Origin of the sequence: Brevundimonas terrae (assembly GCF_011761985.1) — a bacterium.
Taxonomy (GTDB): domain Bacteria; phylum Pseudomonadota; class Alphaproteobacteria; order Caulobacterales; family Caulobacteraceae; genus Brevundimonas; species Brevundimonas terrae.
In genome coordinates this window covers 472,990-490,448 of sequence record NZ_JAASQT010000001.1, presented here as the reverse complement: position 1 = coordinate 490,448, position 17,459 = coordinate 472,990, and the positions used below count along the sequence as shown (strand labels likewise).

Annotated in this window: 16 protein-coding genes; 11 read left to right on the top strand and 5 right to left on the bottom strand. The window is 62.3% G+C overall.

What is annotated here, in order from left to right; all coding sequences use genetic code 11:
- Positions 1-39: 39 nt before the first annotated feature.
- Positions 40-1,947, bottom strand: a complete 1,908-nt coding sequence (locus FHS64_RS02370; protein WP_167175086.1) for a BCCT family transporter — start codon at positions 1,945-1,947, stop codon at positions 40-42.
- Positions 1,948-2,191: 244 nt separating this feature from the next.
- Here FHS64_RS02370 and FHS64_RS02365 point away from each other — a divergent pair, with 244 nt between their 5' ends.
- The 3 genes from FHS64_RS02365 (at position 2,192) to FHS64_RS02355 (ending at position 7,669) form a co-directional block, all read left to right on the top strand.
- Positions 2,192-4,426, top strand: a complete 2,235-nt coding sequence (locus FHS64_RS02365) for a TonB-dependent receptor domain-containing protein (RefSeq protein WP_167175083.1) — start codon at positions 2,192-2,194, stop codon at positions 4,424-4,426.
- Positions 4,427-4,555: 129 nt separating this feature from the next.
- A complete protein-coding gene (clpB, locus tag FHS64_RS02360) occupies positions 4,556-7,144 on the top strand; it encodes an ATP-dependent chaperone ClpB (RefSeq protein ID WP_167175080.1) in 2,589 nt (862 codons plus the stop codon).
- 219 nt (positions 7,145-7,363) lie between these two features.
- A complete protein-coding gene (locus FHS64_RS02355) occupies positions 7,364-7,669 on the top strand; it encodes a GIY-YIG nuclease family protein (protein WP_243862674.1) in 306 nt (101 codons plus the stop codon).
- Between the two features lie 102 nt (positions 7,670-7,771).
- Here the strand turns inward: FHS64_RS02355 and FHS64_RS02350 are convergent, their stop codons facing one another.
- Positions 7,772-8,122 carry a hypothetical protein gene (locus FHS64_RS02350; protein WP_167175075.1) on the bottom strand — a complete coding sequence of 117 codons (351 nt, stop codon included), beginning with the start codon at positions 8,120-8,122 and terminating at the stop codon, positions 7,772-7,774.
- A gap of 648 nt (positions 8,123-8,770) precedes the next feature.
- On the opposite strand from FHS64_RS02350, the gene FHS64_RS02345 reads away from it, so the two are divergent.
- The gene (locus FHS64_RS02345; protein ID WP_167175073.1) at positions 8,771-9,100 is read left to right on the top strand and encodes a hypothetical protein; all 330 of its coding nucleotides are present in this window, start codon (positions 8,771-8,773) and stop codon (positions 9,098-9,100) included.
- Between the two features lie 218 nt (positions 9,101-9,318).
- Here FHS64_RS02345 and FHS64_RS02340 read toward each other — a convergent pair whose 3' ends face one another.
- Entirely contained in the window at positions 9,319-9,936 is a 618-nt protein-coding gene (locus FHS64_RS02340) for a TlpA family protein disulfide reductase (RefSeq protein ID WP_167175070.1), read from the bottom strand.
- Between FHS64_RS02340 and argH the strand changes: the two genes are divergently transcribed.
- From argH to lysA, 3 genes are read left to right on the top strand one after another with little or no spacing between them, the layout of a single operon-like run.
- Positions 9,935-11,338, top strand: a complete 1,404-nt coding sequence (gene argH, locus FHS64_RS02335; RefSeq protein ID WP_167175067.1) for an argininosuccinate lyase — start codon at positions 9,935-9,937, stop codon at positions 11,336-11,338. The two genes, FHS64_RS02340 and argH, sit on opposite strands and share 2 nt — an antisense overlap.
- A 14-nt stretch (positions 11,339-11,352) precedes the next feature.
- Complete coding sequence (locus FHS64_RS02330; protein ID WP_167175064.1) at positions 11,353-11,565, top strand: hypothetical protein; 213 nt, start codon at positions 11,353-11,355, stop codon at positions 11,563-11,565.
- Positions 11,566-11,580: 15 nt separating this feature from the next.
- Positions 11,581-12,855, top strand: a complete 1,275-nt coding sequence (lysA, locus tag FHS64_RS02325) for a diaminopimelate decarboxylase (RefSeq protein WP_167175061.1) — start codon at positions 11,581-11,583, stop codon at positions 12,853-12,855.
- 34 nt (positions 12,856-12,889) lie between these two features.
- On the opposite strand, the gene FHS64_RS02320 is transcribed toward lysA, so the two are convergent.
- Both FHS64_RS02320 and FHS64_RS02315 read right to left on the bottom strand, forming a co-directional pair.
- Complete coding sequence (locus tag FHS64_RS02320) at positions 12,890-13,423, bottom strand: phosphoribosyltransferase (protein WP_167175058.1); 534 nt, start codon at positions 13,421-13,423, stop codon at positions 12,890-12,892.
- Complete coding sequence (locus FHS64_RS02315; protein ID WP_167175055.1) at positions 13,416-14,357, bottom strand: MJ0042-type zinc finger domain-containing protein; 942 nt, start codon at positions 14,355-14,357, stop codon at positions 13,416-13,418. The genes FHS64_RS02320 and FHS64_RS02315 overlap by 8 nt, the downstream gene beginning before the upstream one ends.
- Before the next feature lie 74 nt (positions 14,358-14,431).
- Between FHS64_RS02315 and FHS64_RS02310 the strand changes: the two genes are divergently transcribed.
- The 4 genes from FHS64_RS02310 to FHS64_RS02295 are packed head-to-tail and all read left to right on the top strand — an operon-like array spanning position 14,432 to position 17,459.
- Complete coding sequence (locus FHS64_RS02310; protein ID WP_167175052.1) at positions 14,432-15,190, top strand: cell division ATP-binding protein FtsE; 759 nt, start codon at positions 14,432-14,434, stop codon at positions 15,188-15,190.
- Positions 15,187-16,086 (top strand): cell division protein FtsX, encoded by a 900-nt coding sequence (locus FHS64_RS02305; RefSeq protein ID WP_167175049.1) that lies wholly within the window; start codon positions 15,187-15,189, stop codon positions 16,084-16,086. Before FHS64_RS02310 ends, FHS64_RS02305 begins: the two co-directional genes overlap by 4 nt.
- Before the next feature lie 9 nt (positions 16,087-16,095).
- Complete coding sequence (locus tag FHS64_RS02300) at positions 16,096-16,743, top strand: YdcF family protein (protein WP_167175046.1); 648 nt, start codon at positions 16,096-16,098, stop codon at positions 16,741-16,743.
- A 5-nt stretch (positions 16,744-16,748) separates the two neighbouring features.
- On the top strand, positions 16,749-17,459 hold the full coding sequence (locus tag FHS64_RS02295) for a lysophospholipid acyltransferase family protein (RefSeq protein ID WP_167175043.1): 711 nt from the start codon (positions 16,749-16,751) through the stop codon (positions 17,457-17,459).

Below are 17,459 nucleotides of genomic sequence, written 5' to 3'. Positions count from 1 at the left end.
CCGCTGCCGCGCCAGCATCGCGCACGCCGGTTTGGCCTCTTACAGCGCCGCCCGCCATCTTTGCAGATGCTCCAGCACATCCGAGACAATCTGTTCGCGGGTAAAGCCGGTAATGTCGCGGGCGCGCTTGCCGTCACTGCTGTTGGCGGCCATGCGCCACTCGTTCAGGCGACGGTTTTGACGCGCCTCGGATGCCGTCAGGGCGATGCGCGGCCTTGAACGGGGGGCGACGCGATAGAAGAAGGAGGTGCCCTTTTCATTGTCGATGGTCAGGGTGATCTCGTCCTCCTGCCGGTCCAGATTGGCGAACTCGGCATTGGCGCTGAGCGCGGCATAGACCTCTTCCAGTGCCGGACAGGCCGTCTGGTTGATCTGGCGGATAATCTGTTCGCGGCTGGCCGGCGCAAAGATAAAGCGCAGACGTGCGCCCAGATGCGGCGCGGCCTGTTCGATCACCTCGCCATGCAGGTCGGCATTCATCTGGCGCACCAGACCGGCCCCCATCAGCAACAGGATGATGCCAAAGGGTAGGGCCGCCAGCAAAGTGGCCGTCTGCAAGGCCGACAATCCGCCCGCCAGCAACAGGGCCGACGAAACCAGAGCCAGCAATACCGCCCAGTAGACCCGCATCCAGCCGGGGGCATCCTCGTCATTATGGGCCGAGGACAGGTTGGCCAAGATCAGCGCACCGGAATCCGCCGAGGTGACAAAGAACACCATCACCAGCGCAATGGCGAGGATGGAGGTGACGGTCGACAGCGGGAAATAGTCGAGGAAGCGGAACAGGGCGGTCGACAGATCGGTCCGTACGGCGTCCGAGATGGCACCTTGGGAAATCCCCATATCCAGCGCCATGGCCGAGTTGCCGAATACGGTCATCCACAGGAACGTAAAGGCTGTCGGTACGGTCAGCACGCTGACGACAAATTCACGCACCGAACGCCCGCGTGAAATGCGCGCGATAAACAGGCCGACAAACGGTGACCATGCGATCCACCATGACCAGTAGAACAGCGTCCAGTCCGCCAGCCAGGCGCGCGGCTCATAGGCATAAAGCGTAAAGCTGCGGACGATGAAGTGATCCAGATACAGACCGAAATTCTGCACATAGGCGCGGATCAGGAACAGGGTCGGCCCTGCCAGCATGATGAACAGCATCAGGCAGACCGCCATAATCAGATTCAGTTCCGACAGGCGGCGCACGCCCTTGCCGACGCCCGACAGCACCGAAATCGTGGCCAGTCCCACCACCGCGACAATCAGGACCACCTGCATCCACGGCGTTGCGGGCAGGCCGAACACGGCATTCAATCCGCTGACAATCTGGCTGACACCCAGTCCCAGCGAGGTGGCGATCCCGAACAGGGTGCCGCAAATCGCAAAGATGTCGATCAGATCACCGATGGGACCATAGATGCGGTCCCCGATCAGCGGATGGAAGGCCGAGCGCATGGCCAGAGGCAGACCCTTGCGGTGCGCGAAATATCCCAGCGCCAGTCCCACCAGACCATAGATGGCCCAGCCGTGGAAACCCCAGTGGGTATAGGTGATGGCCATGGCCTCGCGCGCGGCTTCCATGGTCTCGGGCGTGACATCGGGCGGATTGACATAGTGCTGAACGGGCTCGGCCACGCCGAAATACATCAGGCCGATCCCCATGCCCGCCGCGAACAGCATGGCCACCCATGACAGGAACGGGAAATCCGGTTCGGAATCGTCCGGTCCCAGTTTCAAACGCCCCATGGGACCAAAGGCGATAACCAGCAATAAAACAAAAAAGACGGCCACTGCCGTCACATAAAACCAGCCAAAATTTTCGATGGTCCAGTTCTGGGCCGATCCGAACACGCTGGCAGCGGTGTCCGGAATGATGAGTGTGACCAACAGCAAAACGCCAATGATCGCACTCGCACCCCAAAAGGTGCGGGCATTGATGGATGCAAGCATGTCAGAGGTAACGGCTTTTTTGTGTCAGGGTTCCCCTGTTTCGGCATGTTGCCACTATCCGAACGGTATTTGGTCAAGCTGCAACAGATTGAAAATGCGGCGTTATGAAAATTTATCAGGCCGCTCGCCAAGATTAAATCCATGTAAGGATATGAAATAAAACAACATTGCTTCGATGTAACTTTCACGGCTATGGGCCATGTAGTAAAGCGTGCTTTACAAGTTATTGTCATCGAGACCGATCATGAACCGCCTGAAAACGACGCTCCTCACAGGTGCCGCCCTCGTTGCGATCAGCACGCCGGCCTGGGCCCAAAGCTCCACCCAGACCCCACCCCAAACGCCGACCCAGACACCTGCGCCATCCAAGGACACGCAGGAAGAACCGGCCAAGGTCGAAGAGGTCGTCGTCAGCGCCCAGACCAACGGCATCCGCACCTCGATCGACAGTATCAGCTACATCCTCGCCAACGACCTTCAGGCGACCACCGGCTCGCTGGCCGACGCCCTTCGCAATGTTCCGTCGGTCGATGTCGACCCGCAGGGCAATGTCTCGCTGCGTGGTAATTCCAGCGTCACCATTCTGGTGGATGGCCGCCCGTCCGGCATCCTTAGTGGCGAAGGCCGCGCACAGGCCATCCAGCAACTGCCTGCCGATCAATATGCGCGCATCGAGGTGATGACCAATCCTTCGGCGGCCTATAGCCCCGAGGGCGGTGGCGGCGTCATCAACCTGATCACCAAACCGACCGCCCCGCGTCCGGGTGTTCAGACCACCGGCTCTGTCCGTGTGAATGTGGGCGACAATGGCCGCTGGAATACCGGTGTCAGTGGCTCGTACCAGAAAGACAAGCTGACCCTTTCAGGCGACCTCAGCTACCGTTCGGATGCCAACGAGTTCACCTTCCCCTCGCGTCGTGAACTGCTGGACGCTGCCGGTAATGTGACTAGCACCACCACAGTCGACCAGAGCTCGGACACCGAACAGTCGGGCGGTTTTGGCCGCTTCTCGGCGGAATACAAGCTGACCGACCGCACCCAGTTGACCGGCGAAGTCCGTGCCATGGTGTTCGATATCGATCCGCGTAATGGCGGCCTTTATGAAACCCGTGATGCCAATGACAATGTGACCAATGCCTATACGCTGTCGACCGGCGGCAATATCACCATCGACAATATCGGCGCGACCGCCCGTTTGCTTCACCGCTTCGACACCGAGGGCCACGAATGGTCCAATGAAGTGCGCTATGACAAACAGGGCAATGACAACGAGTTTCTGTTGCATACCCGCTTTGCCCAGCCGGTAAGCCCCGACACCTATGAGCGCATGAACACCACGGTCGATACCAAGACTGTCGGTTTCACCAGTGCCTATGTGCGCCCGATGGCCGAAGGCGAGAAACTGCGCCTCGGCTACGAGCTGACCTATACGTCGCCCGATCAGGACACCCAGTTCCGCCGTGGCCCCTCCGAGGCCGGCCTTGTTCTCGTACCCAGCCTCAGCAACCGTTTCGAAGGGTCGCAGACGGTTCACGCCCTCTACTCGACCTATGAGCGCGCCCTGACCCCCAAACTGTCCGCACAGGCGGGTTTGCGTCTGGAACAGGCCGAGATTGAAATCGATGACCTGACCGGTGGTCTGTCCGCTTCGCAGGACTATTTCCGCGCCTATCCGACCGGCCACCTGCAATACCAGCTAACCGAGGCCCAGACCCTGCGCGCCAGCTATTCGCGCCGCATCCAGCGCCCGCAACTGTCCCAGTTGAACCCGTTCGTGTCCTATCAGGACCCCATGCGCCGCAACTCGGGCAATCCCGATCTGGAGCCGCAGGAAACCGACGCGTTCGAGGCCATGTGGCAGATGCGCCATGGCCAGTCCTTCTATCAGGCGACCGCCTATTACCGCGACACCAACAAGGCCTTCACCGACGTCGCCAGCGACATCGGCAACGGCATCATCCTGACCCGTCCCGAAAACCTCGGCTCGCGCAGCGATCTGGGTCTGGAACTCAGCGCTAATGGGCGTCTGCTCCCGACCCTGCGCTACGGGGCCAGTGCCAATGTCTTCCAGCAAAAGATCGACGCTGCCGGTATTGCGGGCGGACGCGACCGCGAAGGCACCATGGTCAGTGGCCGTCTCAGCCTGAACTGGCAGCCGAACGACAAGGACTTCATCCAGCTCACCGGCTTCTGGCAGGGCGAGAGCCTGCTGGCCCAGGGCACCCGCGAGGCGGGCGGCATGGTCAATCTCGGCTACCGTCGCAAGCTGACCGACAAGCTGTCGCTAAACGTCACGGGCCGCGACCTGTTCAACTCGTTCGACAATACAGTGCGCTACGACACGCCCGCCTTCCGCGAGCTGAACGAGCAGAAAATCAATCTGCGCGCCTTCTATATCGGCCTCAGCTGGCAGCTGGGCTCCAGCCCGCGTCGTCAGCCCGAGCAGTTCGACTTCTCGAGCGGCCCGACCGGAAGCTAAACACGAGCTGATTTCGTTGATGTTTCCCCTTGCGGGGTAACGTCGGCATTCCCAACTGATCGGTATCGGGGTTGCGTTGCTTCAACTGAAGGACGCGACCCCCAAATCCGCCTCTCAGGGGATGCCCATATGAATATCGAACTCTATTCCGACCGCGCCAAACAGGCGATCCAGTCGGCCCAGTCTCTGGCACTGGCCCGCCGCCACCAGCAATTTGCTCCCGAGCACATCCTCAAGGTGTTGCTGGAAGAGCGTGACGGCCTTGCCCGCAATCTGATTACCCAAGCCGGTGGCGATCCCGCCAAGGCCGTAACCGACACCGAAACGGCGCTCAAAAAACGCGCTCAAGTCTCGGGCGGCTCCGGCCAGCTCTACATGGATGGCGACACCGCCCGCGTCTTCGCCAAGGCCGAGGACGATGCCAAGGCCGCCGGTGACGCCTTCGTCACGACCGAGCGTATTCTTGCCGCTCTGGCCCGCGAGGGCGGTGTGGCCGCCGCTGTCCTGAAAGGCGTGGGCGTGACCCCCGCCAAGATGGACGCTGCCATCAATGAAATCCGCAAGGGTCAAACCGCCGACAGCGCCAGTGCCGAAGACGGCTATGACGCGCTCAAACGCTATGCCCGCGACCTGACTCTGGCCGCGTCCGACGGCAAGGTCGATCCGGTCATCGGCCGCGACGAAGAAATCCGGCGCACGATCCAAGTCCTTGCCCGCCGTACCAAGAACAACCCCGTCCTCATCGGTGAACCGGGCGTGGGCAAGACCGCCATTGTAGAAGGTCTGGCCCAGCGCATCGTCAATGGCGATGTGCCCGAAAGCCTGAAAGACAAACGTGTCCTGTCGCTCGACATGGGCGCGCTGATCGCTGGTGCCAAATACCGTGGCGAGTTCGAGGAACGCCTGAAAGCGGTCCTCAACGAGGTCGGTGCCGCCGAGGGCCAGATCATCCTCTTCATCGACGAAATGCACACGCTGGTTGGCGCGGGCAAGGGCGATGGCGCGATGGACGCGTCGAATCTGCTCAAGCCTGCTCTGGCCCGTGGCGAGCTTCACTGCGTCGGCGCCACCACGCTGGACGAATACCGCAAGCACGTTGAAAAAGACGCGGCCCTTGCCCGTCGCTTCCAGCCGGTCATGGTCAGCGAACCGACGGTCGAAGACACCGTCTCGATCCTGCGCGGCCTGAAGGAAAAATACGAAGTCCACCACGGCGTGCGTATCTCCGACAGCGCCATCGTGGCCGCCGCCACCTTGTCGAACCGCTACATCACCGACCGCTTCCTGCCCGATAAGGCCATCGACCTCGTCGATGAAGCCGCGTCGCGCGTGCGTATGGCCGTGGATTCCAAGCCCGAGGCTCTGGATGAAATCGACCGCCGTCTGGTTCAGCTCAAGATCGAGCGCGAAGCCCTCAAAAAAGAGGACGACGACGCCTCGCGCCATCGCCTCGAAAAACTGGAAGACGAGATCATCGACCTCGAGGCCCAGTCCGACGACATGACCTCGCAATGGCGCGCCGCCAAGGACAAGGTCGGCCAGTCCGCCCAACTGCGCGAAACGCTGGACCGCCTGCGTCTGGAACTGACCAATGCCCAGCGTTCGGGTGATCTCGCCCGCGCGTCTGAAATCGCTTACGGCCAGATCCCGCAACTGGAACGCCAGCTCGAAGAAGCACAGGCGAACGAGGAAGAAAAAGCCTCGACCCTCGCGGCCGAGGTGGTCGATGCCGAACAGATCGCGGCGGTGGTGTCGCGCTGGACCGGCGTGCCTGTCGACAAGATGCTGGAAGGCGAGCGCGAAAAACTGCTCGTCATGGAAGACGCCCTGCGCGGTCGCGTCGTGGGTCAGGAACCAGCTCTACAAGCCGTGTCCGATGCCGTGCGCCGTGCGCGTGCGGGCCTGAACGACCCGAACAAGCCCATCGGCTCCTTCCTGTTCCTCGGCCCGACGGGCGTGGGCAAGACCGAGCTGACCAAGGCTCTGGCCGAGTTCCTGTTCGATGACGACAGCGCCATCACGCGCATCGACATGTCCGAATATATGGAAAAACACTCGGTCAGCCGCCTGATCGGCGCGCCTCCGGGCTATGTCGGTTACGATGAAGGCGGTGCCCTCACCGAGGCCGTTCGCCGTCGCCCGTATCAGGTCATCCTGTTCGACGAGGTCGAAAAGGCCCACCCCGATGTGTTCAACATCCTGTTGCAAGTCTTGGACGACGGTCGCCTGACCGACGGTCAGGGCCGCACGATCGACTTCAAGAACACCCTCATCATCATGACCTCCAATATGGGGTCCGAATTCCTTGCCAACCAAGGCGAGGGCGACGATGTCGAGGATGTACGCGAACTGGTCATGGGCTCTGTCCGCAGCCACTTCCGTCCCGAATTCCTGAACCGCATCGACGAGATCATCCTGTTCAAACGCCTCGGCCGCGAACAGATGGGCGGCATTGTCCGCATCCAGCTCAAGCGCCTCGAAGCCCTCATGGCCGAACGCCGCCTGTCTCTGGACCTCGACGACAGCGCCCTCAGCTGGCTCGCCGACAAGGGCTACGACCCCGTCTATGGCGCCCGCCCGCTGAAACGGGTCATCCAGAAACAACTGGTCGACCCCATGGCCCGTAAACTCCTGCAAGGCGAGTTCGAGGACGGCAGTGTCGTCCACGTCACCGCCGGCGAAGACGGCCTCGTCATCGGCAAACCCCAAGTCCACTAACCCAAAAGGGCGGCCCCACAGGCCGCCCTTTTTCTTTCGTACCAGCCTTCGTTCTCCGTCATCCTCCGGCTTGACCGGAGGATCCAGATACCCGCGCACCCACCTGCACATTTCTGGATCCCCCGATCTCGCTACGCTTCGTCGAAGGATGACGAAAACCGAAATGAGCGATAGCGTCACACTATGGACCCGCGCCGCCCCTTCATCGCCACCTACATCATGGCCAGCGAACGAAACGGCACTCTCTACACCGGCTCCACCTCGAACCTTCCGGCCCGCGTCTGGCAGCACAAGTCCCACAGCCTCACCGGCTTCACAGACACCTACGACTGCATCAACCTCGTCTGGTTCGAACACCACGCCTTGATCGCCCAAGCCATCCACCGCGAATGCCGCATCAAGAAATGGCTCCGCGCATGGAAACTCGCCCTCATCGAGCGCGAGAACCCCGATTGGCACGACCTCGCCGCCGACTGGTACCCCACCCATGACCCCGCATGGTCACCCCCAACCCCAACCGACTAACCTAACGTCATCCTCCGACAAGCCGCCTTGGCGGCGCAGATCGGGGAGCCAGCGGCGCGCGTCAGCGCGAAAACTGCGTCACCATGCGATACCGTCCAAACCTCACCCCAAAACCGGCATCACCTCCACACCGTCGCAGGGGAAGGGGTTCATATGCGGGTGGTCCTCGAACAGCCTTGCCGCGGCATCAAAGCTGTCGGCGCGCACGACCATAAAAACGGTCAGCAGATTGACCACATCCGTCACAACTCCGTCGTCACCGATGCGCTTGGTCGGGCCCAGCGGGCCGCCCTTATAGACGATGGCGTCACGATGGGCCTCTTCCCATGCCGCCACGGCGGCAACGCCGATACGCGCCGTTTCGGCCTGCTCGGCCTCGCTCATCGCGCGCCATGCCCGCCATTTGGGACCGGTCTTGTCGCTGGTGAAAATAGCCAGATAGTCGGCACTCATGACGGCCTCCTGTTTGGCGCAAAACTCTACCTTCCTTTCGTTTCGGACAAGCAGAGCAGGGCGCACATCTCGCAAAACCCGCTAGGTATAAGGCCACAGCCACCACAGTCCACGCCAATAACCCGTATGAAATCAACGCCCACCGGCGCATTGGCCCCCATCGACGCGTCCTACCTGAGCCCTGCCGCATAATCCTCTGTGTCCCGTCGCAGGGGAGGGCTCGCTCGGCCGGCGATCCGATGCGGCGGCGGGAGCGAGAAGAGCGGGGGTCATGCGCACGCATGACGCCGGTGGAGCCTGTCGGCGCAATGCGCTTGGACGAAGAGGTTCCGGCAAGGGTCGAGGTGGATACTCGGACCGTTCCAGCTTTCGTCGTCTGCGAAAGCTGCCCGCCACGGGCGCAGAGGGTAACCGCAAACAACGGTGCCTGCCTCTAGCGCGTGAATAACTTCCCGCGCGAGGTGACAGGCCGCGTCGTGTCGGGAGGTCCCGTAGGGCCGACGACCGCGGCCCGCTAAGAATTTACGGAAAAAGCCGTGGTTCCAATTTTCCTGATCACGTTTTCGCAACCAGTCTCTCACGACGGCGTTATGCGGAATGGCCAGCTTGGCGTTGGCCGTTTTCAAGAACCTCGAGGGGGATGATCCCATGCGTATTCGTTCGCTTTCCATCGCTGCTGCCGCTGTTCTGGCTCTCGGTGCCGCTGCCTGCACCCAAGCCGAACAAAACAAGGCCGAGGCCGATGCTTCTGCCGCGGCTGCCGATGCAACGGCTGCTGCCGAACATGCCGGTGACGCTGCCGCAACGGCCGTAGACAGCGCTGCTGACGCCACGGCTGCTGCCGCGACCGACGCTGCTGCCGCCACCTCGAACGCTGCCGACAAGGCTGGCACTGCCATCAAGGATGGCGCTGTTGACGCCGCTGCCGCCACTGAAAAGGCTGCCGCCGAAGCCCGCGCCAAGCTCGAAAAACACTAAGTGGTTTAATAGCCCGCGCTGAAATCCGGCGCGGGCTTCTGCCCCTCAAACAGCGAGCCGCCGTGCGGCGAGCGGTAGGGGCACTTAAAATATAAGTGGCCCGCGTTCGTCGGCCCTTCGGGACCTCCCGACCCGACGCGGGCTTCTGCCCTCAAGCAGCGAGCCGCCGGGCGGCTTGCGGTAGGGCAAGCTGAAAACAGGCTGCCTTCGGGCAGTCTTTATTGTTTTAAAATGTCTTCGATCAAGGCCACCGCTTGCGGCCCGTTCCAGTCGGCTTCGCCCACCATCACCGCCACCACCCGACCCTCGCGATCAAGGATCATGGTTTGCGGCATGGCCCCCTTGCCGGGGAACTCGAAGGCCAGCTGAAATTTTGGATCGGCATAATATTTCAGCGGCGCATTCTCGGCGATAAAGGCCTTGGCCGCCTCCTGTGCACGGTCGGTATCCATGCTGATAACCGCTACCGCAAAGTCCTCGCGCCCCTCATAGCGCTTGGCCAGCGCCGCCAGCGTCGGCATCTCGATCTTGCACGGCGCGCACCATGTCGCCCACAGATTCACCACCGTCACCTTGCCCTTGAAATCGGCAAAGGTGACCGGATTTCCGTCCGCATCCTGAAACGCATAATCGGGGGCAGGGACAGGCTCCGGCGACTGCAATCGCGCCAACGGACCCTTGGCATGGGCGGCAAAAGCACCGCTATTCGTCGAAGCGGCATCAGAACCTTTGCTCCCGCCGTCCTGATTGACGTATAGCAGGGCCGCACCGCCGATTGCCGCCACTGTTGCAATCACGCCTATGCCGATCGCCTTAGTCCGTTTAGAGCCGCTCATGTCCGATACGCCTTCGAAAACCCCTCAGGGTCAGTCTCTATGGGGTGGCCGCTTCAGCGCCAAGCCCGCAGATATCATGCAGGCCATTAACGTCTCTATCGGCGTTGATAAACGCCTGTGGGCACAGGACTTGGCCGGATCGCGGGCACATTGCCGCATGCTGGCCAAGCAGGGCATCATCCAGCAGGCCGATGCCGACGCCATCCTCGGCGGTCTGGATGTGATCGAGGGCGAGATCAAGGACGGCACCTTCCCGTTCCGCGATGCCTATGAAGACATCCACATGAACGTGGAAATGCGCCTGTCTGAACTGATCGGCGAACCGTCGGGCCGTCTGCACACCGCCCGTTCGCGCAACGATCAGGTGGCCACCGATTTCCGCCTGTGGGTCCGCGACGCTGCCGACCGCACGATTGAACAACTCAAAGACCTGCAACGCGCCCTGCTGGACCGCGCCGAACAACACGCAGGCGATCTGATGCCGGGCTTCACGCACCTGCAAACCGCACAGCCGGTGACGCTGGGCCACCACCTGATGGCCTATGTCGAAATGTTTGGCCGCGATGCCAGCCGCTTTGCCGATGCCCGTGCCCGTATGAACGAAAACCCGCTGGGCGCTGCGGCTCTGGCTGGTTCGCCCTTCCCGATTGACCGCCATGCTACCGCACAGGCGCTCGGCTTCGACCGCCCGATGGGCAACAGCCTCGATGCCGTTTCCGACCGCGACTTCGCGCTGGAATGTCTGGCCGATGCCTCGATTGCCGCCGGTCACCTGTCGCGTCTGGCCGAAGAGATTGTGGTGTGGATGACGCCGATGTTCGGCTTCATCACCCTGCCGGATGATCTGACGACCGGCTCGTCGATCATGCCGCAAAAGCGCAACCCGGACGCCGCCGAACTGGTGCGTGCCAAGACCGGCCGTATCAACGGGGCCTTCATTGCCCTGACGACGGTGATGAAGGGTCTGCCGCTGGCCTATTCCAAGGACATGCAGGAAGACAAGCCGCCGGTGTTCGAGGCCTTTGATGCTCTGAACCTCGCGCTCAGCTCGATGACCGCCATGATCGCGGCCTTCCGTCCGAACACGGAAAAAATGGCCGCCGCTGCCGGTGCCGGTTTCTCGACCGCGACCGATCTGGCCGACTGGCTGGTGCGTGAACTGAACCTGCCGTTCCGCCAAGCCCACCATGTGACCGGTGCCGCCGTGAAACGCGCCGAGCAGCTGGGCCTTGATCTGGGCCAGTTGCCGATTGCCGAATTGAAGGCGCTGGACGAGCGCATCCATGACGGTGTCTATGCTGTCCTGACTCCGCAGGCCTCGTGCGCCAGCCGCCAGTCCTTCGGCGGTACGGCCCCCGATCAGGTCCGCGCCCGTATCGCAGACTGGAGACAACGCCTGTGATCCAAGGAAACCCTATGAAAAAGACCCTGATCCTGTCCATGGTTCTGGCCTCGGCTGTGACCCTTTCGGCCTGCGGCAAGATGGCCGATCTGGAAGCGCCCAGCGCCCGCTCGAACTCCAAATGGACCGAGCGCAACCGCGAACCGGCCACGGTCCTTTCCCCGTCCAGCAACAACCCCATCGACGGTGGTGCTGCTGATCCGACGGGCCGTCGTCCCGACTTCTAAGCCCCTGTAGGCCCCGTGCATTATTTTGATCTGAAAGACGGCGTCCTCCATGCCGAGGGCGTCAATCTGGAAACCTTGGCCGCCGAGGTGGGCACGCCCACCTATGTCTATTCGGCAGCCACGCTACGCCGCCATTATGGCCTGATGCGCGAAGCCTGTGACGCCCATAAGGGCGCACTGGGCGATGCGCTGATCGCTTTTGCGGTAAAGGCCAACTCCAATATTTCGGTGCTGAAAGTGCTGGGGCAACTGGGCTGCGGTGCCGATACGGTGTCCGAGGGGGAAATCCGTCGTGCCCTCAAGGCTGGCATTCCGGCCTCCAAGATCATCTTCTCGGGCGTGGGCAAGACCGACGCCGAGCTGGCCTTTGCCATCCGTGAAGGCGTGCGCCAGATCAATGTCGAAAGCTCGACCGAGCTTGAACGCCTGATCGCGGTTGCGGCCTCCATGGACGCCAAGCCCGACATCGCCATCCGCGTGAACCCGAAAATCGGCGCGGGTGGCCATGCCAAGATCACCACGGGTGGCGCAGGCGACAAGTTCGGCGTGCCGGTTGAAGAGGCCATGGACCTCTATGCCGTGGCATCACGCTCTGCGCATGTGAACCCTGTCGGTCTGGCCTGCCATATCGGCAGCCAGATCACCGATCTGACCCCGCTGGAAAGCGCCTTCAAAGTGCTGCGCCAGATGACCGAAACCCTGCGCGAACAGGGCATGTCGGTAACGCGCCTTGATCTGGGCGGCGGTCTGGGCGTGCCCTATTATGGCGAGACCAATACCCCGCCGCCTTCGGCGTATATCGCCATGGTCGCCGGTGTGCTGGAAGGCCTCGGCGTCGAGGCCGCCTTCGAACCGGGACGCCTGATGGCGGCCAATGCCGGTATCCTGCTCAGCCGCGTCGTGCACATGAACGAGCGCACGGACGGTCGCCGCTTCCTCGTGCTGGATGCGGCCATGAACGACCTGATGCGTCCGGCCCTCTATGATGCCTTCCACGACATCAAGCCGGTCCGTCCCAAGGGCGGTGAGGCCATCCCGCACGATGTGGTCGGCCCTGTCTGCGAGACGGGTGATACCTTTGCCCGTGATCGCAATCTGACCCCTCTGCAAGCCGGCGATCTGGTGGCCTTCATGTCGGCTGGTGCCTATGGCGCGGTGATGAGCGGCGAATACAATACCCGCCCGTTGGCTGCCGAGGTTCTGGCGGATGGCGACAAATGGGCCGTGATCCGCCCGCGCCCGACCTATGACGAGATGTTCGCCCGCGAGCCGATCGCGGACTGGCTGTAAAGAAAAAGGCCCCTCGTTTGAGGGGCCTTTTGTCTTAGTCGAGGGCGCAGATATCGGGCAGGCCGCGCATGCCGCCCTGATGATCCAGCCCATAACCGACGAGGAAGCGCGCGGGGGCTTCCCAGCCGACAAAGTCCGGCGTCATGCGTTCGTGCTCGCAAGGCTTGCGGGCAAACACACAGGTCAGGACGCGTGCGGCACCGGCTTCCTTGGTGATGCGGATGGCCTCGACCAGCGACAGGCCGGTATCCAGAACATCGTCGATCAGAAGAACAGTCTTGCCTTCCATCGAGCGCTGGAAGGGCGCGCGCACAGTGACCTTGCCGCGGCTTTGCTTGTCGTCGCCATAGGACGACATCCACACGGCATCGAACTTGACGTTGCGGCCTTCGCGATAAAGAGCGCGGGTCAGGTCGGACCCGAACCACAGCCCTCCGGTCAACAGCACCGCCGCCACAGTGTCATCATCGATCAGCGGCGCAATCTGGCGCGCCAGCTCGGCATTGATGCGGTTGATTTCGCTCTGTGAGAGCAGGACGGTCGGCGCAAGGGGGGAGGGATCAGCCATGCCCAGCCGATACCCCCTCAAACGGTCCGGTGTCGAGATCAGATCGACCAATTGCCGATGAAGGGGTCAGTTGGCTGATTCGGCGCAAGCCATCGGTATCGACAGCATCGGTGGTCTTGGTTTGCGGTGCCGAGGCTTTCGGCGTCTGGGTTATGGCAGGGGCGGTTTCAGGCTGGACCTTGCGCGCAGGTGCGGCGGCGGCGCGCGGTTGCGGCTTTACCGCGGCCTCGTCCGGCACAAGACGCAGACGGGTTTCGGCAAAGCGTCCGTCGGGATTGGGCAGGATCACCGCAAAGCCACGCACACCACCGGGAAGAACCGGCGCGCCTTCGAGGCGCAGGATATGATGGTCGTATTCACGACCCGTGCGATCCAGCAGGGCAATACGAATAGGCGGGGCCACAATCTCGCGGGCGCGCAGATTGCGTAAGGCGCCGGAGACATAGATCTGGCTGATATCGTTACGGGCAAATCCGGTAGAAATGGCTTCGAAGTCCAGCCCGATGGGGTTGGTTTCGATGCCCACCAACTGATAGGCGCTGGCCAGCTTGGGCACCTTGGCGACGATAGTGTCGCGCCAGATATAGGCCGCCATAAAACCGACCAGCATCAGCACAATCATCAAACCCCAGGCCAGCCCCTGACGGACAGCCTGACGAGTACGGCGTTTTTGTTCTGCACGGGCGCGGAAGGCCTGGGTCAGAGGGGCCGTGGTAACATCATCCTCGGCAGCGGCTTCGGACTGGACGGCAGGCTTTGCCAAGGCGGGCGCGACAGCTTCGGCAACACCCTCATCCAGTTCCAGCGGGGCATCTTCGGGCATGGCGCGCCAGTCGTGACCGCAGGCTTTGCAGCGCACGCGACGGCCCAAAGGGCCGATTGCCGCATCGGATACAAAATAGCTGGTGGCGCAAGCGGGGCAGGTCAGTATCATAGGCGGCGGCTAAGAGGCGTTACGCCCCCTCCTGTCGAGGGCGAACGCGCCCCGGTCCAAAACGAAAACACCCTATGCCAATCCAAGAACGTCGCCCTACGGCACCCAACAAAGATATCGATGTCGTCCGCCTCAGAGGCCTAGGGTTCGGTTATGATGACCGGCCTTCGGTTCTGCGCGATGTTAACCTTATCCTGCCTCATGGCTCTTTCCATTTCCTTACCGGACCGTCCGGCGCGGGAAAGTCAACGCTTTTGCGCCTGATGACGCTGGGTGAGAGACCACAAACAGGCCGGATCAGCCTGTTCGGACAGGATGTAACCCAGATTCCGCGTTCGGCCATTCCGGCCATGCGTCAGAGAATGGGCGTCGTGTTTCAGGAATTCAGGCTGCTGGACCACTTGTCGGCCTTCGACAATGTGGCCCTGCCCTTGCGGTTGAATGGCGAGCGTCCGCGCGACTATGTGCAGGATGTGGCCGAGATGCTGCGCTGGGTCGGACTGGGCGGGCGCTTCGAGGCCCTGCCGCCATCCCTTTCGGGCGGCGAGAAACAGCGTCTGGCCATTGCCCGCGCCGTGATTACCCGTCCGCGCCTGATTCTGGCCGACGAGCCGACCGGCAGTGTGGACCGCGCTATGGGTGAAAAGCTGATGCGGTTGTTTGTGTCGCTCAACAAGCTGGGAGCGACCATATTGATTGCGACCCACGATGAAGACATGGCTGAACGCTATGGCGCAGGTTTGCTGCGACTGGAGGATGGCTATCTGCGCCAGTTGGTGCCGTCACAGCGCCCGCCAGAGCATCAGCCGCACCCGGAAGGAGCCGCCGTATGAGCGCGAACCCTTCGGTGATTCGCAAACCGCTGCCGGTGCCGGGCACCTTGCTGCCGCGCGAGCGGTCGGGCGAGCGCTGGCTGGCGGCGGTGATTGCCGTGCTGTGTTTTCTGGCGACGCTATCGGCCATCGGTGCCTTGGCGGCGGATCGCGCCGCCCATGGCTGGGCGGGAGAGCTGCGTGGCGAGGCGACCGTACAGGTACGCCCGCGCGTAGATGAAAGCGGTCCCACGGCGGCAGCGCGGGCAGCCGAAACCCTGTCTGCGGTTCAGGGTGTCGAAGAAGCCTATGCGCTGGACCGCAAGGCATCGGAACGCCTGTTGGCCCCGTGGGTGGGCGAGGCGGTGCTGCCCGATCTGCCATTGCCGCATCTGGTGGTGGTGCGTCTGGACGAAAAACACCCCGCCAGCGCACCGACCCTCAGCCGCGCTCTGGCCGAGGCCGGACTGGATGCCTCGGTGGATGACCACAGCCTGTGGCGGGGCGAGGTCGAGCGGGCGGCAGGGATTGTGACCGTGCTGGCGATCGCCGCCTTTGTGCTGATTGCAGGGGCGACGGCAGCGGTGATTGCCTATGCCACGCGCGCAGGCATGGCGGCACAGGCCGATATTATCGAAACCCTGAGCTTGAACGGCGCTTCGGATGGGCATGTGGCGGGGCTTTATCAGGCACGCTTCGGCAAGCTGGCCTTGAGCGCAGGGGTGGCAGGGGCGGTGATGGCCGGTCTGGCCATGGCGCTGTTGCGATTGCTGGGCGGCGAGGCGGGTTTGACCCCCGCCCTTCCGGTCCGTTTTAGCGATCTGCTGGCGATTGTGGTCTGCCCGGTTCTGGCTGCGGTCACGGCCATTCTGGCGGCACGTTTCACAGCACTGGCGAAGCTGTCGGGTCGTGGGTAGTAGAGTCCCATGAGATTCATCACCCTCATTGCGGCAATTGTGCTGATGTGGCTGGTTGGCCTGTTCGTCTTTGCCGGACGGGTGCAGGACTTCACGCCCGCTACAGAGCCGGATCGCGCCGATGCGGTTGTGGCCCTGACCGGCCCTTCGGCCGAGCGGGTCAATGCGGCGATCCGGCTGTTGGAACAGGACAAGGGTGACCGGCTGCTGATCTCGGGGGTGAACCGCGAGGTCCGCCGCAAGGAATTGCGGGCCCTGACGCCCGGTTCCAACAAGCTGTTCAACTGCTGTGTCGATCTGGGCTTCGAGGCCGAGGACACGGTGGGCAATGCCAGCGAGATCGCCGAATGGGCGCGCCGCAACAAGTATAGCAAGCTGATCGTGGTCACATCCGACTATCACATGCCACGCAGCCTGCTGGAGGTCCGCAGTGCCCTGCCGGGGGTGGTGATGGTGCCCTATGCGGTTGGAACCCCGACGCTGGATCGCCCGGACTGGTGGCGACATGAACAGTCGGCCCGCCGCATGACGCTCGAATACATGAAATATCTGGCGGTACTGGGCCGCGAAGCGTGGCACAAGCTGCGCGGTTTCCATCCTGAACGCCCCGCCGAACTGGTGGAAAAGGCGACCGGCACCGAAGCTGACAAGGCTTGATCTGAATGCACCCTATCCGTTCCCTGCTGTTCTCGCTGTGGCTCTATCTCACAATATTCGTTTGTGCGGTGGGCCTGTCTCCGGCGCTGTTGATGCCGCATGGCTTCGCCATGGGCGTGATCAAGTTTTGGGCGCGGATGGTGCTGTTTGGTCTACGCTGGATTGCTGGGATCAAGGTCGAGATACGCGGTCTGGAATACCGGCCGACGGGCGGGACTCTGGTGGCAGCCAAGCACCAGAGCATGCTGGACGTCGTGGTGCCGTTCATCCTCATGGACGACCCGTGCTTCGTGCTGAAAAAAGAGCTGATGTCGCTGCCCTTCTTTGGCTGGTTCGCATGGAAGACCAAGATGATCCCTGTGGATCGCGAAGCCCATGCCAAGGCGCTCAAGGCCATGGTGGAGCACACCAGTGCGCGCTTGAAGGACGGACGCCAGATCATGATTTTTCCCGAAGGCACCCGTACCCAGCCCGGTGCGGCGGGCACCTATAAGCCGGGGGTGGCAGCCATCTATCGCGACGTGGATAGCGCCTGCCATCTGATGGCGACCAATTCCGGCCAGCACTGGCCGGCCAAGGGCGTGATGGGCTTCAAGCCGGGCACGGTGGTGTTCGAGTTCCTGCCTCCGGTCGAGGCCGGTCTGAAGCGCGGCGAAATGATGAAATTGATGCAGGATCGAATTGAAACAGCATCGATTGCCCTTTTGCAGTCGTGA

Coding starts and splice junctions, on each gene's coding strand:
- FHS64_RS02370 (WP_167175086.1), bottom strand. CDS start 1,947: ATGCTTGCATCCATCAATGCCCGCACCTTTTGGGGTGCGAGTGCGATC.
- FHS64_RS02365 (WP_167175083.1), top strand. CDS start 2,192: ATGAACCGCCTGAAAACGACGCTCCTCACAGGTGCCGCCCTCGTTGCG.
- clpB (WP_167175080.1), top strand. CDS start 4,556: ATGAATATCGAACTCTATTCCGACCGCGCCAAACAGGCGATCCAGTCG.
- FHS64_RS02355 (WP_243862674.1), top strand. CDS start 7,364: ATGGCCAGCGAACGAAACGGCACTCTCTACACCGGCTCCACCTCGAAC.
- FHS64_RS02350 (WP_167175075.1), bottom strand. CDS start 8,122: ATGAGTGCCGACTATCTGGCTATTTTCACCAGCGACAAGACCGGTCCC.
- FHS64_RS02345 (WP_167175073.1), top strand. CDS start 8,771: ATGCGTATTCGTTCGCTTTCCATCGCTGCTGCCGCTGTTCTGGCTCTC.
- argH (WP_167175067.1), top strand. CDS start 9,935: ATGTCCGATACGCCTTCGAAAACCCCTCAGGGTCAGTCTCTATGGGGT.
- FHS64_RS02340 (WP_167175070.1), bottom strand. CDS start 9,936: ATGAGCGGCTCTAAACGGACTAAGGCGATCGGCATAGGCGTGATTGCA.
- FHS64_RS02330 (WP_167175064.1), top strand. CDS start 11,353: ATGAAAAAGACCCTGATCCTGTCCATGGTTCTGGCCTCGGCTGTGACC.
- FHS64_RS02320 (WP_167175058.1), bottom strand. CDS start 13,423: ATGGCTGATCCCTCCCCCCTTGCGCCGACCGTCCTGCTCTCACAGAGC.
- FHS64_RS02315 (WP_167175055.1), bottom strand. CDS start 14,357: ATGATACTGACCTGCCCCGCTTGCGCCACCAGCTATTTTGTATCCGAT.
- FHS64_RS02310 (WP_167175052.1), top strand. CDS start 14,432: ATGCCAATCCAAGAACGTCGCCCTACGGCACCCAACAAAGATATCGAT.
- FHS64_RS02305 (WP_167175049.1), top strand. CDS start 15,187: ATGAGCGCGAACCCTTCGGTGATTCGCAAACCGCTGCCGGTGCCGGGC.
- FHS64_RS02300 (WP_167175046.1), top strand. CDS start 16,096: ATGAGATTCATCACCCTCATTGCGGCAATTGTGCTGATGTGGCTGGTT.
- FHS64_RS02295 (WP_167175043.1), top strand. CDS start 16,749: ATGCACCCTATCCGTTCCCTGCTGTTCTCGCTGTGGCTCTATCTCACA.